This is a genomic window from Pseudomonas hydrolytica (genome assembly GCF_021495345.1).
Classification (GTDB): domain Bacteria; phylum Pseudomonadota; class Gammaproteobacteria; order Pseudomonadales; family Pseudomonadaceae; genus Aquipseudomonas; species Aquipseudomonas hydrolytica.
Genome location: NZ_CP099397.1, coordinates 680,187 through 693,697, shown reverse-complemented (window position 1 = coordinate 693,697; position 13,511 = coordinate 680,187). Strand labels below are relative to the sequence as shown.

General features: G+C 67.0%; 12 protein-coding genes. 9 read left to right on the top strand and 3 right to left on the bottom strand.

Annotated features, from left to right (window positions below):
• Positions 1-46: 46 nt before the first annotated feature.
• The 9 genes from L1F06_RS03190 to L1F06_RS03150 all read left to right on the top strand — a co-directional run bounded on the left by L1F06_RS03190 (position 47) and on the right by L1F06_RS03150 (position 9,347).
• Positions 47-646 carry an NUDIX domain-containing protein gene (locus L1F06_RS03190; RefSeq protein WP_003246560.1) on the top strand — a complete coding sequence of 200 codons (600 nt, stop codon included), beginning with the start codon at positions 47-49 and terminating at the stop codon, positions 644-646.
• A complete protein-coding gene (locus L1F06_RS03185; RefSeq protein ID WP_129481846.1) occupies positions 637-1,089 on the top strand; it encodes a DUF1249 domain-containing protein in 453 nt (150 codons plus the stop codon). Before L1F06_RS03190 ends, L1F06_RS03185 begins: the two co-directional genes overlap by 10 nt.
• A 146-nt stretch (positions 1,090-1,235) precedes the next feature.
• Positions 1,236-2,051 carry a 3',5'-cyclic-AMP phosphodiesterase gene (gene cpdA / locus L1F06_RS03180; protein ID WP_096827492.1) on the top strand — a complete coding sequence of 272 codons (816 nt, stop codon included), beginning with the start codon at positions 1,236-1,238 and terminating at the stop codon, positions 2,049-2,051.
• Between the two features lie 112 nt (positions 2,052-2,163).
• Positions 2,164-2,775 (top strand): YqiA/YcfP family alpha/beta fold hydrolase, encoded by a 612-nt coding sequence (locus L1F06_RS03175; protein WP_129481847.1) that lies wholly within the window; start codon positions 2,164-2,166, stop codon positions 2,773-2,775.
• A gap of 15 nt (positions 2,776-2,790) precedes the next feature.
• Positions 2,791-4,689 (top strand): DNA topoisomerase IV subunit B, encoded by a 1,899-nt coding sequence (gene parE, locus L1F06_RS03170; protein ID WP_129481848.1) that lies wholly within the window; start codon positions 2,791-2,793, stop codon positions 4,687-4,689.
• Positions 4,689-5,672, top strand: a complete 984-nt coding sequence (locus L1F06_RS03165) for an esterase-like activity of phytase family protein (protein WP_096827493.1) — start codon at positions 4,689-4,691, stop codon at positions 5,670-5,672. Before parE ends, L1F06_RS03165 begins: the two co-directional genes overlap by 1 nt.
• Positions 5,669-6,193 (top strand): retropepsin-like aspartic protease family protein, encoded by a 525-nt coding sequence (locus L1F06_RS03160; RefSeq protein WP_003246570.1) that lies wholly within the window; start codon positions 5,669-5,671, stop codon positions 6,191-6,193. Before L1F06_RS03165 ends, L1F06_RS03160 begins: the two co-directional genes overlap by 4 nt.
• 7 nt (positions 6,194-6,200) lie before the next feature.
• Complete coding sequence (gene parC / locus L1F06_RS03155) at positions 6,201-8,450, top strand: DNA topoisomerase IV subunit A (protein ID WP_129481849.1); 2,250 nt, start codon at positions 6,201-6,203, stop codon at positions 8,448-8,450.
• A 171-nt stretch (positions 8,451-8,621) separates the two neighbouring features.
• Positions 8,622-9,347 (top strand): PqiC family protein, encoded by a 726-nt coding sequence (locus L1F06_RS03150; RefSeq protein ID WP_003246575.1) that lies wholly within the window; start codon positions 8,622-8,624, stop codon positions 9,345-9,347.
• Between the two features lie 51 nt (positions 9,348-9,398).
• Here the strand turns inward: L1F06_RS03150 and L1F06_RS03145 are convergent, their stop codons facing one another.
• The 3 genes from L1F06_RS03145 to hldE form a co-directional block, all read right to left on the bottom strand.
• Positions 9,399-10,610 carry an acyl-CoA dehydrogenase family protein gene (locus L1F06_RS03145; protein WP_129481850.1) on the bottom strand — a complete coding sequence of 404 codons (1,212 nt, stop codon included), beginning with the start codon at positions 10,608-10,610 and terminating at the stop codon, positions 9,399-9,401.
• Positions 10,611-10,623: 13 nt separating this feature from the next.
• Complete coding sequence (locus L1F06_RS03140; protein ID WP_129481851.1) at positions 10,624-11,904, bottom strand: acyl-CoA dehydrogenase family protein; 1,281 nt, start codon at positions 11,902-11,904, stop codon at positions 10,624-10,626.
• Positions 11,905-12,054: 150 nt separating this feature from the next.
• On the bottom strand, positions 12,055-13,476 hold the full coding sequence (hldE, locus tag L1F06_RS03135) for a bifunctional D-glycero-beta-D-manno-heptose-7-phosphate kinase/D-glycero-beta-D-manno-heptose 1-phosphate adenylyltransferase HldE (RefSeq protein WP_129481852.1): 1,422 nt from the start codon (positions 13,474-13,476) through the stop codon (positions 12,055-12,057).
• Positions 13,477-13,511 lie beyond the last annotated feature (35 nt).

Here is a 13,511-nt window from a genome sequence, read left to right as displayed (position 1 = left end):
GCGTAACGGGCCGCGGTTTGGCCCGTTACGACCATCTGGGGGCAATATGGGCAACGACGACATCGAAATCCTCTCGCGCGAGAACTGCTTTCGCGGCTTCTATCGGCTCGACCGGATCAAGCTGCGCCATCGCCAGTTCTCCGGGGACATGGGCCCCTCCATCACCCGGGAGCTGTTCGTGCGTCACGACGCGGTGTGCGTGCTGCCCTACGATCCGCAGCGCGACGAGGTGGTGCTGATCGAGCAGTTTCGCGTCGGCGCCATGGACAAGAGCACCAACCCCTGGCTGCTGGAGCTGGTCGCCGGCTTGATCGACAAGGACGAGGAACCCGAGGAGGTCGCCCGTCGCGAAGCCGTCGAGGAAGCCGATCTGACCCTGACCTCGCTGTGGCCGATTACCCAGTATTACCCCTCGCCCGGCGGCTCGGACGAACGCGTGCATCTGTTCGTCGGGCGCTGCAGCAGCGAGGGCGCCGGCGGCGTGCATGGCCTGCCTGAAGAAGGCGAGGACATTCGCGTGCAGGTGATGGCCCTGGAAGATGCCCTGGCCGCCGTACGCGACGGGCGCATCGACAACGCGGCGAGCATCATCGCCCTGCAGTGGCTGGCCCTGAATCGAGACGAAGTACGAGGAATGTGGTCGTGAATCTGTTGCGCGAGCGCTATCGGGTCGACCTGGTCGAGCTGCAGGCGGCTTGCGAGGCCAACTACGTGCGCCTGATGCGCCTGTTGCCCAACATGCGCACCGATCACCAGGTACGCCGCGTGGCCCTGAGCCAGGGCGACCACCTGCTTGGCATCCTCAGCCTGGAAGTGCTGGAAGCCTGCCCCTACACCACCACCCTGCGCGCCCGCCAGGAGCACAGCCTGCCCTGGCTGCCGGTGCCGCAGCTTGAAGTGCGGGTCTACCACGACGCGCGCATGGCAGAAGTGGTCGGCGCCGAGAATGCCCGCCGCCTGCACATTCGTTACCCTTACCCGAACGCGGCCATGCATCAGCCGGACGAAAAGAGCCAGCTCAACCTGTTTCTCGGCGAGTGGCTGAGTCACTGCCTGGCCTGCGGCCACGAAGCCCTGCCGGTGCAGTGAACGGCAGCATCGGCCGATCAAGCTTCGACCCGTCTGGCCGATAGCGCGAGGTTGCGCTGTTTTCTGTGATCTGCGTCCGCTTCCCGGGTTTTCCCTTTACCGCGGCAACCACCATAATTCACTCGATTGTGCCTTAGGAGACGGTCTTGCCGAGCCTGCCCACCCCTTCCGCTGATTCCTCGGTCCTGCTGGTGCAGCTGTCCGACAGCCATCTGTTCGCCGAAGCGGACGGCAAGCTGCTGGGCATGGATACCCGCGACAGCCTGCAGCGGGTGATCGAACGGGTGCAGCAGGAACAAGCGCAGATCGACCTGATCCTGGCCACCGGCGATCTGTCGCAGGATGGCAGCCAGGCCTCCTACCAACGCTTTCGCCAGCTCACCGCGGCCATCGGCGCACCGGCGCGCTGGCTGGCCGGCAACCATGACGAAACCCCACCGATGCAGGCCGCCTGCCAGGGCAGCGACCTGCTGGAGCCGGTGATCGACCTGGGCGCCTGGCGCATCGTCATGCTCGACTCGTCGATTCCCGGCGCCGTACCGGGCTTTCTCGCAGACAGCCAGCTCGAGCTGCTGGAGCGGGCATTGAGCGAGGCACCGCAGCGTCATCACCTGATCTGCCTGCACCATCATCCGGTGCCCATCGGCTGCAAGTGGATGGCACCCATCGGCCTGCGCAACCCCGATGCCCTGTTTGCCGTGCTCGACCGCCACCCGCAGGCCCGCGCCCTGCTCTGGGGGCATGTCCATCAGGAATTCGATCAGCAGCGCGGCAATCTGCGCCTGCTCGCCTCGCCCTCGACCTGCGTGCAGTTCGCCCCCGGCAGCGAGGAATTCCAGGTCGGCAGCGAAGCCCCCGGCTACCGCTGGCTGCGCCTGCATGCCGACGGCACCCTGGAAACCGGCGTCTCGCGCGTCACCGGCATCACCTTCGAGATCGACTACAGCGTCAAGGGCTACTGAGCCGCACCAGGCCGCACGTCACCATGCGCAGTTCCGGCAGGTGCCGTCCTGCATTTTCTTGTAGCTTGCGGCTTGCAGCTTATAGCCGCTTTTTGTAGTAGCCTCCCGCTCCATGACCGCATCCATCCTCTATATCCACGGCCTCAACAGCTCGCCGGCCTCGCACAAGGCCTGCCAGTTGAGCGGTGCCATGACCCGCCTGGGCCTGGCGCAGCAGTTGCGCGTGCCGGCCCTGCATCATCATCCGCGCCAGGCCATGCTGCAGTTGCAGGCGCTGGTCGCCGAGCTTGGCGCGCCGCTGCTGGTGGGCAGCTCCCTGGGCGGCTATTACGCCACCTACCTGGCCGAGCAGCACGGGCTCAAGGCGTTGCTGATCAACCCCGCGGTGCGCCCGCACCTGCGCTTCGACGGCTACCTGGGCCCGCAGAAGAACTATTACAGCGACGAGACCTGGGACCTCACCGAGGACCACATCCACACCCTGGCCGAACTGGAAGTGCCGCCGCCAAACGACCCGGCGCGCTATCAGGTGTGGCTGCAGACCGGCGATGAAACCCTCGACTACCGCGATGCCGAACGTTACTACCGCGGCTGCGCCCTGCGCATCCAGGCCGGTGGCGACCATGGCTTCCAGGGCTTCGCCGAACGCCTGCCGATACTCTTCGCTTTTGCCGGCATTAACGCCACACTTTGGCGTGATATCGACTTTTCCGTATCCAATTGACGAACAAGAGAGCCCATGGCCCAGCAGAACGCCTACAACGCCGATGCCATTGAAGTCCTTTCCGGCCTCGACCCGGTGCGCAAACGCCCGGGCATGTACACCGACACCACCCGCCCCAACCACCTGGCTCAGGAAGTCATCGACAACAGCGTCGACGAGGCGCTGGCCGGGCATGCCAAGTCGATTCAGGTGATCCTCCACGAGGACAACTCGCTGGAGGTGATCGACGACGGCCGCGGCATGCCGGTGGATATCCACCCCGAAGAAGGCGTGCCGGGTGTGGAACTGATCCTCACCAAGCTGCACGCCGGCGGCAAGTTCAGCAACAAGAACTACCAGTTCTCCGGCGGTCTGCACGGCGTCGGCATCAGCGTGGTCAACGCCCTGTCGACCCGCGTGGTGGTCACCGTCAAGCGTGACGGCAACGAGTACCAGATGAGCTTCGCCGACGGGTTCAAGGCCAGCGAGCTGGAAGTGATCGGCACGGTGGGCAAGCGCAATACCGGCACCAGCGTGCACTTCTGGCCCGACGCCAAGTACTTCGACTCCTTCAAGTTCTCGGTCAGCCGCCTCAAGCACGTGCTCAAGGCCAAGGCCGTGCTGTGCCCGGGGCTGAGCGTCACCTTCGAGGACAAGGCCGCCGGCGAGAAGGTCGAATGGCATTACGAGGACGGCCTGCGTTCCTACCTGGTCGATGCCGTCAGCGAGTTCGAGCGCCTGCCCGCCGAACCCTTCGTCGGCAGCCTGGCCGGCAACAAGGAAGCGGTCGACTGGGCCCTGCTGTGGCTGCCCGAAGGCGGCGATGCGGTGCAGGAAAGCTACGTCAACCTGATCCCCACCGCCCAGGGCGGCACCCACGTCAACGGCCTGCGCCAGGGCCTGCTCGATGCCATGCGCGAATTCTGCGAGTTCCGCAACCTGCTGCCGCGCGGCGTGAAGCTGGCCCCGGAAGACGTCTGGGAGCGCATCGCCTTCGTCCTCTCGATGAAGATGCAGGACGCCCAGTTCTCCGGGCAGACCAAGGAGCGCCTGTCCTCGCGCGAGGCGGCCGCCTTCGTCTCCGGAGTCGTTAAAGACGCCTTCAGCCTGTGGCTCAACGCCCACCCGGAAACCGGCCTGGCCCTGGCCGAGCTGGCCATCAGCAACGCCGGTCGCCGTCTCAAGGCGGGCAAGAAGGTCGAGCGCAAGAAGATCACCCAGGGCCCGGCGCTGCCCGGCAAGCTGGCCGACTGCGCGGGGCAGAACCCGCTGCGCTGCGAGCTGTTCCTGGTCGAGGGCGACTCGGCCGGCGGCAGCGCCAAGCAGGCGCGCGACAAGGAGTTCCAGGCCATCATGCCGCTGCGCGGCAAGATCCTGAACACCTGGGAAGTCGACGGCAGCGAGGTACTGGCCTCGCAAGAGGTGCACGACATCGCCGTGGCCATCGGCATCGATCCGGGCTCCAGCGACCTCTCCGGGCTGCGCTACGGCAAGATCTGCATCCTCGCCGACGCCGACTCCGACGGCCTGCACATCGCCACCCTGCTCTGCGCCCTGTTCGTCCGTCACTTCCGCCCGCTGGTGGATGCCGGCCACGTCTACGTGGCCATGCCGCCGCTGTACCGCATCGACCAGGGCAAGGAGATCTTCTATGCCCTGGACGACGCCGAGCGCGACGGCATCCTCGACCGCCTGGTGGCCGAAAAGCGCCGCGGCAAGCCGCAGGTAACCCGCTTCAAGGGCCTCGGCGAGATGAACCCGCCGCAACTGCGCGAAACCACCATGGACCCGAACACCCGCCGGCTGGTGCAGCTGACCCTCGACGACTTCGAGGGCACCCGCGAAGTGATGGACATGCTGCTGGCGAAAAAACGCGCCGGCGACCGCAAGAGCTGGCTGGAAACCAAAGGCAACCTGGCCGAGGTACTGGCCTGATGCGCAGTCTTTTCCTTGCACTCGGTCTGTTGGCCGGCGTGGTCCACGCCGAGCCAGTGGTGCTGGAGGAGCTCAAGCTGCAGGCCGAATACCCGGTAGAAGGGATCAACGGCGGCAACCTGTCCGGCCTGGCCCTGTGCGGCGAGATCATGTGGGCGGTGTCCGACCGCGATGACGACCGCCTGTACCAGCTGCAGCTGGACGGCAGCCTGCTGCGCGCCGAGGCGGAGACGTTCGTCGCCCCCGAGCCACCGGAAAGCGCCCTGCCCTGGGGCCTGCGCATGCGCAACTGGGCAGCCGGCCTGGTGCGCGGCGGCAAGCTGGATTTCGAGGGCCTGTCCTGCGATGCCCAGGGCAACCGCTATCTGGTCAGCGAAACCCGCGCCGCCGTGCTGCAGGTGAGCAGCAACGGCAACGCCCAGTGGCTCAACCTGCCCAGCGGCCTGGTGCGTCAGGCACGTGCCAGCGGCATGCTGCTGCACTTCAACCAGGGCTTCGAGGGCATCGCCATCGACCCGGCCGGCGAGCGCCTGTGGCTGGCCGCCGAGCAGCGCCGCCGCGGCCTTACCGTCATGCATCGCCGCGGTAGCGGCTGGCGCTGCACCGGTGGTTGCGTGCTGACCAGCGAAAGCGGCGAGGAAGCCTCTCCCGAGGCCCTGGGCGGCCATATGGCGCCGCGCGATTTCTCCGGCCTGGCCTATTTCGGCGAGAAACTCTTCACCCTCGAGCGCCAGGCCCACCGCATCTGCCGGCGCACCCTGGGCGACGGTGAGATGGACATCTGCTGGTCGTTCGCCGGCGAGGCGCTGGCCGAACAGCGCCGTTATGCGCGGACCTACGGCATGGCCGAAGCCCTGTGGATCGACAAGGACGGCGCCTGGATCGGCGTCGACAACGGCGGCCAGACCCGCGCCGACGGTGAATCACGCCCCCTGGTCTGGCGCCTCGCCGCGCCCAAGGGCGGCTGGAGCCGCCGGCCGTGAGCGAACAGGCACCTGGCCGCCGCGCCGGACGGGTGATGCTGGTGCTCGCCTGGGGCGCCGGCCTGCTGCTGGCCACGCATTTCTTCGGCAATTGGGAAGACCGCCAGCACAATCCCAACCGCACGCCGCAGTCGCTGCATGGCGACGGTTTCGTCGAAGTCAGCCTGGCCAGCAGCCGCCAGGGCCATTACCTGGTGGACGGGCAGATCGATGGCCAGAAGGTCACCTTCCTGCTCGACACCGGCGCCACCCAGGTTGCCGTGCCCAGCGCGGTGGCCGAGCGCCTGGGCCTGGTGCGCGGTGCGCCGATCGTCATCAGCACCGCCAACGGCCGCGCCACCGGCCACCGCACGCGCCTGGCCAGCCTGCGCCTGGGCGACATCGAGCTGCGCGACGTCGCCGCGCTGATCGCCCCCGGCATGGACGGCGACGAAGTGCTGCTGGGCATGAGCGCCCTGAAACAACTCGAATTCAGTCAGAAGGGCGGCACCCTGGTGCTGCGCCAATCAACCTTGCAATGAGGCCCGCATGAGCGAATCCCTCGATTTGAGCCTGGAAGGCGTTGAACGCCGGTCACTCGCCGATTTCACCGAGCAGGCTTATCTCAACTACTCCATGTACGTGATCATGGACCGCGCCCTGCCGCACATCGGCGACGGCCTGAAACCCGTGCAGCGGCGCATCGTCTACGCCATGAGCGAGCTGGGTCTGGACGCCGACGCCAAGCACAAGAAGTCCGCGCGCACCGTCGGTGACGTACTCGGCAAGTTCCACCCGCACGGCGACAGCGCCTGCTACGAAGCCATGGTGCTGATGGCGCAGCCGTTCTCCTACCGCTACACCCTGGTCGACGGCCAGGGCAACTGGGGTGCACCGGACGATCCCAAGTCCTTCGCCGCCATGCGCTATACCGAGGCGCGCCTGTCGCGCTACTCGGAGGTGCTGCTGTCCGAGCTGGGCCAGGGCACCGTGGACTGGGTACCGAACTTCGACGGCACCATGCACGAGCCAGCCACTCTGCCGGCGCGCCTGCCCAACCTGCTGCTCAACGGCACCACCGGCATCGCCGTGGGCATGGCCACCGACGTGCCGCCGCACAACCTGCGCGAGGTAGCGGCTGCCTGCGTGCGCCTGCTGGACGAGCCGGGCGCCACGGTCGAGCAGCTGTGCGAACACATCCAGGGCCCGGACTTCCCCACCGAGGCCGAGGTCATCACGCCCAAGGCGGACCTGCTGAAGATCTACGAGAGCGGCCGCGGCTCGGTGCGCATGCGCGCCGTCTATCGCATCGAGGACGGCGATATCGTCGTCACCGCCCTGCCGCACCAAGTGTCCGGGGCCAAGGTGCTGGAGCAGATCGCCGCGCAGATGCAGGCCAAGAAGCTGCCGATGGTCGCCGACCTGCGTGACGAATCCGACCATGAGAACCCCACCCGCATCGTCATCATCCCGCGCTCCAACCGCGTCGATGCCGACGAGCTGATGACTCACCTGTTCGCCACCACCGATCTGGAGTCCAGCTACCGGGTCAACACCAACGTCATCGGTCTCGACGGCAAGCCGCAGGTCAAGGATCTGCGCACCCTGCTCAGCGAGTGGCTGGTGTACCGCGTCGGCACCGTGCGCCGCCGCCTGCAGTTCCGCCTGGACAAGGTGGAAAAGCGCCTGCACCTGTTGGAAGGCCTGCTGATCGCCTTCCTCAACCTGGATGAAGTGATCCGCATCATCCGCACCGAAGACCAACCCAAGCCGGTGCTGATGGAAGCCTTCGGCCTCACCGAGGTGCAGGCCGACTACATCCTCGACACCCGCCTGCGTCAGCTGGCGCGCCTGGAAGAGATGAAGATCCGCGGCGAGCAGGACGAGCTGGCCAAGGAGCGCGAGAAACTGCTGGCCCTGCTCGGCAGCGAAGCCAAGCTGAAGAAGCTGGTGCGCAAGGAAATCATCGAGGACGCCGAGAAGTACGGCGACGACCGCCGCTCGCCGATCGTTGCCCGCGCCGAGGCCAGGGCGCTGTCGGAAACCGAGCTGATGCCGACCGAGCCGGTCACCGTGGTGCTCTCGGAAAAAGGCTGGGTGCGCTGCGCCAAGGGCCACGACATCGACGCCACCGGCCTGTCCTACAAGGCCGGCGACGGCTTCAAGGCCGCCGCGCCCGGACGCTCGAACCAGTACGCGGTGTTTATCGACTCCACCGGCCGCAGCTATTCGCTGGCCGCCCACAGCCTGCCGTCGGCGCGTGGCCAGGGCGAGCCGCTGACCGGCCGCCTGACCCCGCCGCCAGGCGCGACCTTCGAATGCGTGATGCTGCCGGAAGACAGCGCGCTGTACGTGATCGCCTCCGACGCCGGCTACGGCTTCGTGGTCAAGGGCGAGGACCTGCAGGCCAAGAACAAGGCCGGCAAGGCGCTGCTCAGTCTGCCCAATGGCGCGAAAGTGGTGGCACCCAAGCCTGTAACCAACCTGGAAGACGATTGGCTGGCCGCGGTGACGACCGAAGGCCGTCTGCTGCTGTTCAAGGTCACCGATCTGCCGCAACTGGGCAAAGGCAAGGGCAACAAGATCATCGGCATACCCGGTGAGCGAGTGGCCAGTCGCGAGGAATACCTGACCGACCTGGCCGTGCTGCCGAGTGGCGCCAGCCTGGTGCTGCAGGCCGGCAAGCGCACCCTGACGCTCAAGGCAGACGACCTGGAGCACTACAAGGGCGAGCGTGGCAGGCGCGGCAACAAACTGCCCCGAGGTTTCCAGCGAGTCGATCAGCTTCTGGTGGAATAGCCTCGCCCGATCACCCCATTGCTCCGCGATTACCTGCTACCGGCAAGCGGCCAAGGCTGGAGTCGTAGCGCGGTTTGACGGATGATACGCGGCCCGGGTCATGAGGAAGTGACCCGCTGGCATGATATGGGATTGATGTGCAGCTGCCTCAGAAGCGGCTGCCGGGAACGAATGATGACTGTAGTACGCCCTCTGGCCCTGCTTCTGACCACTCTGCTCGTTCTGAGCGGTTGCAGCCTGCTGCAGCAGAAGCCGGTGCCGCTCTATCAGCTCGACAGCGGCGACGCCGTCACCCCGACCAAGGACACGGGTATGGCGGTACTGGTGGGCCCGATCAGCGTGGCCGACTACCTGCGCCAGCAGCACCTGCTGCAGCGTCAGCCCGATGGCAGCCTGGTGGCAGCGCCGGAAGCGCGCTGGGCCAGCGGTCTGGCCAACGATATCGATCAGCAGATGCTGCGCCAGCTGGCCTGGCGCCTGGAAAGCCAGCGCCTGGCCCTGGCCCCTGCCGCTCCCGGCTTCAACGCCGATGCGCAGGTGATGCTGACCATCACCCGCCTGGACTCCGGCCCTACTCAGCCCGCCATTCTGGAAGCCCAGTGGCGCCTGCTCGATCGCAACGGCCAACTGCGTGACAGCCGCCTGATCCGCATGGAAGAGGCCCATGGCGGCCCGCTGGCCGAGCAGGTCAAGGCCCAGAGCGCGCTGCTGCAGCGCCTGGCTGCAGAGCTGGCAGTGGCCATCCAGCCCATCGCCGTGGTCGAAGAGCCTGTACCCGAGCCGCCCCGCAAGAAGCCGCCAGTGGCCAAGGCCAAACCCCAGGAGCCGCCCGCCGCGGGGCCGAGGATCCCGGTGGCAGAACCCATCAAGATCGATACGGAAGTCTTCCGTTTCTAGAAAAAAGCCCGCAGATGCGGGCTTTTTTTCATGGCTGCTGCGTTGCCGGATCTACCTGAGCTCACTGGAACTCTTGCCCAGCAGGCGCCGCGCGATGATCAGCAATTGAATCTGCTGAGTGCCCTCGAAGATGTCGAGAATCTTCGAATCACGCGCCCATTTCTCCAGCAGTTCGTCCTCGCCATAACCCAGGGCACCGGCCAGCTCCACGCACTTGAGCGTGACCTCGCTGGCCACCCGCCCGGCCTTGGCCTTAGCGATGGAGGCCTCCTTGGAGTTGGGCAGCTTGTTGTCGGCCATCCAGGCCGCTTTCAGCGTCAGCAGGCGCGCCGCCTCCCATTCCGCCTCCAGCCGGTACAGGGTGGCCTCGGCATGGGTGACGCTGAGCAGCGGCCTGGCGTAATCGAAGCGGCAACCGGCCTTGCTCAGCAGCTCGCGGGTACGCTCCAGCGCCGCGCGGGCCACGCCGACCGCCATGCCGGCGACCAGCGGCCGGGTGTTGTCGAAGGTCTCCATGACCCCGGCAAAGCCCTTCTGTACGTCGATTTCGGCGTTGCCCAGCAGGTTGGCCGCCGGTACCCGGCAGTCGCTGAAGCTGATCGAGGCGGTGTCCGACGCCTTGATACCCAGCTTCTTCTCCAGACGGGTCACCGTCATGCCCGGCGTACCCTTCTCCACCACGAAGGACTTGATCGCCGCGCGCCCCAGGCTGCGGTCGAGGCTGGCCCAGACCACCACGGCATCGGCACGCTCCCCCGAGGTGACGTAGATCTTCTCGCCGTTGATCACGTAGTGATCGCCATCCTTCACCGCCGTGGTGCGGATCGCCGCCGAATCCGAGCCACAGCCCGGCTCGGTAATGGCCATAGCCGCCCAGGTCTTGCCGAAGCGCGCCAGTTGCTCGTCGTTGGCCACCGCGGCAATGGCCGCGTTGCCCAGGCCCTGGCGCGGCATGGCCAGCAGCAGGCCGACATCGCCCCAGCACAGCTCCATCACACCGAGCAGCGCCGCCAGGTTGCCGCCGTTCTTGATGCCGTCCTGCTGTTCACGGGCAGCGCCGCGCTTGCTCGCCGAACCGGCGCCGACGGCATCGGGCGAGCCTTCGTTCATGCCGTCGAGCAACGCGGCGAGCAGATCCAGCTCCTTGGGATAGGCGTGCTCGGCCTTGTCGTACTTGCGCGAGATCGGCCGGAAATAATGCCTGGCCACTTGCTGCGCCTGCTGCTGCAGGCCGCGGAATTTCTTCGGGGTTTCCAGATTCATGGTTGCCTGCCTGCTAGAGATGAAGGCCGCCGGCCAGAACGGCCACGCTGCGCAGATCGCGATACCAGCGCTCGACCGGATGTTCCTGGGTAAAACCATGGCCGCCGAGCAGCTGCACCGCATCGGAGCCGATCTTCATCGCCTTCTCCGCGCAGAACAGGCGCGCCAGGTAGGCTTCGCGCCGGAACGGCAAGCCGGCCTCGGCGCGGGTGCAGGCGCGCCAGAGCAGCAGGCGCATGGCATCCAGTTCGATGGCGATGTCGGCGACCATGAAGGCCACGCCCTGGCGATGGCTGATGGGCTCGCCGAAGGCCTGGCGCTCGTTGCAGTAGGTGGTGACGTAATCCAGGGCCGCCTGCGCGGTACCGACAGCGAGGGCGCAGAGGGCCAGCGCGGAGTGATCGAGAAAGGCCTGAAAATCGAAATCGGCCGCTGCCAGGCGGCGCTCGGCCGGCACCTTGACGCCCTTGAGGCGCACGCGCGCCAAGCCGCAGGCCCTGAGCCCCATGCCCGGTTCGGCGCGCCGGCTGATGCCCTTGCTCGTCGCATCGACGATGAACAGCCCCGGCCCGTCGCCGGCCTGGGCGCTGACGATCAACCGGCTGGCTTCCAGCCCGCCGAGCACCAGGGCTTTCTCGCCATCGAGCAGGTAGTGCTTGCCACGCTTGCGTGCACGGGTGGCGGGCCGTCCCGGATCGCTCAGCACACCCGGTTCGCTTACCGCCAAGGCGAAGGCATCGGCGCCCGCCTCACTGACGAAGGCCGGCAGCCAGGCCGCCTGCTGCGCCGGCGAGCCCCAACGGCGGATGCAGTTGGCCGCCGACAGCGGCAGCAGCAACGCGGCGGCCAGGGAGAAGTCGCCCTGGGCCAGGCTTTCGGCGATCAGCGCATTGCTCAGCACGGTGCGCTCGCCGGCCAGTCCACCCTGCGCCTCGCCGACGCCGTAGTGGGCCAGGCCCAGCTCGCGGGCCTGATTGATCAGCGCAGCCGGCACCCGCGCCTGGGCATCGGCCTCGTGCGAAGCGGGGCGTAGCACTTCCAAGGCAAAGCCCTGAAGCATCTCCACCAGCATCTGCTGCTCGTCGCTCAATGACAGGTCGAACAGATCGTCAGCCGCCGGGCGCGCCTGACGCGGCTTGCTGGCTGCACGCCCGGCAGCCAGGCGAAAGCTGGCGCGGCTGCCGTTGTAGACGAGTTTCTCGAAGGGTTTGCGCAGCTTGAGGCGGTCTGGCCAGTCGGCCTGGGCCAGCTTGCTCAGCATGCTCAGGGCCTGGCCCTGTACATCGACGGTCATGGCATCTCACTCCACATGAGGGATGCCAACGATGATGCGCCGCCAGCCGGCGAGCGCCTATGACCCTCAAGCCGCCGCCGGACGGCAATCGGGTCAAGGCAGACTCAGGCTCATCGGCCGGCTAGGCACCGAGCCCATCGCAAAGGGGCGCTACTTGTTGCGAATTTTCTCGACGATGGCGGTGGTGGAGCTGTTTTCCACCAGACCGAGCACGCGCACTTCGCCGCCATAGGCCTGGACGATATCGGCGCCGACCACCTGGTCGATGCCGTAGTCGCCGCCCTTGACCAGCACATCCGGCTGCACCTGCTTGAGCAGGCGCTCGGGAGTGTCCTCGCCGAAGCTCACCACCCAGTCCACCGCGCCGAGGCCGGCGAGCACCGCCATGCGCCGGTCGACGGCATTGATCGGCCGGCCCGGGCCTTTCAGGCGGCTGACCGAGGCGTCATCGTTGATCGCCACGATCAGACGGTCGCCCTGGGCGCGGGCCTGCTCCAGATAGGTCACGTGACCGGCGTGGAGGATGTCGAAGCAGCCGTTGGTGAAGACGATCTTCTCGCCGTGGGCGCGGGCGTCCTCGATGGCGATCAGCAATTGGTCCAGGCTCAGCACGCCGCGTTCGGAGCCTTCCTCGCGCTGTACCGCACGGCGCAGTTCGGGGGCGCTGATGGCGGCCGTGCCCAGCTTGCCGACCACGATACCGGCGGCCAGGTTGGCCAATGCCACGGCATTTGGCAGCTCTTCGCCAGCCGCGATGGAAGCGGCCAGGGTGGAGATCACCGTATCACCGGCACCAGTGACGTCGAACACCTCACGGGCGCGCGCCGGCAGGTGCAGCGGCGCGTGCTCCGGGCGCAGCAGGGTCATGCCATGCTCGCCGCGGGTCACCAGCAGCGCACCCAGTTCCAGTTCGCGCATCAGCTTGGCGCCCTTGCTGACCAGCTCGGCCTCATCGGCACAGCCGCCGACTATGGTTTCGAACTCGTGCAGATTGGGGGTGATCAGGCTGGCGCCGCGGTAGATGGAGAAGTCCTTGCCCTTGGGGTCGGCCAGCACCGGAATGCCCTTCTTGCGCGCGGCCTGGATTAGCACCTGATGGTTTTGCAGCGCGCCCTTGCCGTAGTCCGAGAGCACCAGCACCTTGACCCCGGCGAGCAGCGCCTCGACCTCGCGCGCCATGGCCGCGGCATCGGTATTGAAGGGCTCTTCGAAATCCATGCGCAGCAATTGCTGGTGCCGGCTCATGACGCGCAGCTTGACGATGGTCGGCTGATCCTCGATGCGCTGGAAATGCGCCTCGACGCCAGCGGCAGCCAGGCTGTCGGTGAGGCTGTCGGCGGCCTCGTCCTCACCGGTCACGCCCACCAGCAGCGCCGGCGCGCCGAGCGCGGCGATGTTCAGCGCGACGTTGGCCGCACCGCCCGGACGGTCCTCGATCTGTTCGACGCGCACCACCGGCACCGGCGCCTCCGGCGAGATGCGCGAGGTGCCGCCATGCCAGTAGCGGTCGAGCATGACGTCGCCCACCACCAGAACGGGGGCTTGGTCGTAACGGGGCAGGGTCAGCTTCATGAAGGCTCCGGGGGCGACGAAATCGTCGCGGATCA

Bases quoted from the DNA above. Each gene is read 5' to 3' on its own strand.
- parC (WP_129481849.1), top strand. From the start codon at position 6,201: ATGAGCGAATCCCTCGATTTGAGCCTGGAAGGCGTTGAACGCCGGTCA.
- L1F06_RS03150 (WP_003246575.1), top strand. From the start codon at position 8,622: ATGATGACTGTAGTACGCCCTCTGGCCCTGCTTCTGACCACTCTGCTC.
- L1F06_RS03140 (WP_129481851.1), bottom strand. From the start codon at position 11,904: ATGACCGTCGATGTACAGGGCCAGGCCCTGAGCATGCTGAGCAAGCTG.
- hldE (WP_129481852.1), bottom strand. From the start codon at position 13,476: ATGAAGCTGACCCTGCCCCGTTACGACCAAGCCCCCGTTCTGGTGGTG.
- L1F06_RS03145 (WP_129481850.1), bottom strand. From the start codon at position 10,610: ATGAATCTGGAAACCCCGAAGAAATTCCGCGGCCTGCAGCAGCAGGCG.
- L1F06_RS03190 (WP_003246560.1), top strand. From the start codon at position 47: ATGGGCAACGACGACATCGAAATCCTCTCGCGCGAGAACTGCTTTCGC.
- parE (WP_129481848.1), top strand. From the start codon at position 2,791: ATGGCCCAGCAGAACGCCTACAACGCCGATGCCATTGAAGTCCTTTCC.
- L1F06_RS03175 (WP_129481847.1), top strand. From the start codon at position 2,164: ATGACCGCATCCATCCTCTATATCCACGGCCTCAACAGCTCGCCGGCC.
- L1F06_RS03165 (WP_096827493.1), top strand. From the start codon at position 4,689: ATGCGCAGTCTTTTCCTTGCACTCGGTCTGTTGGCCGGCGTGGTCCAC.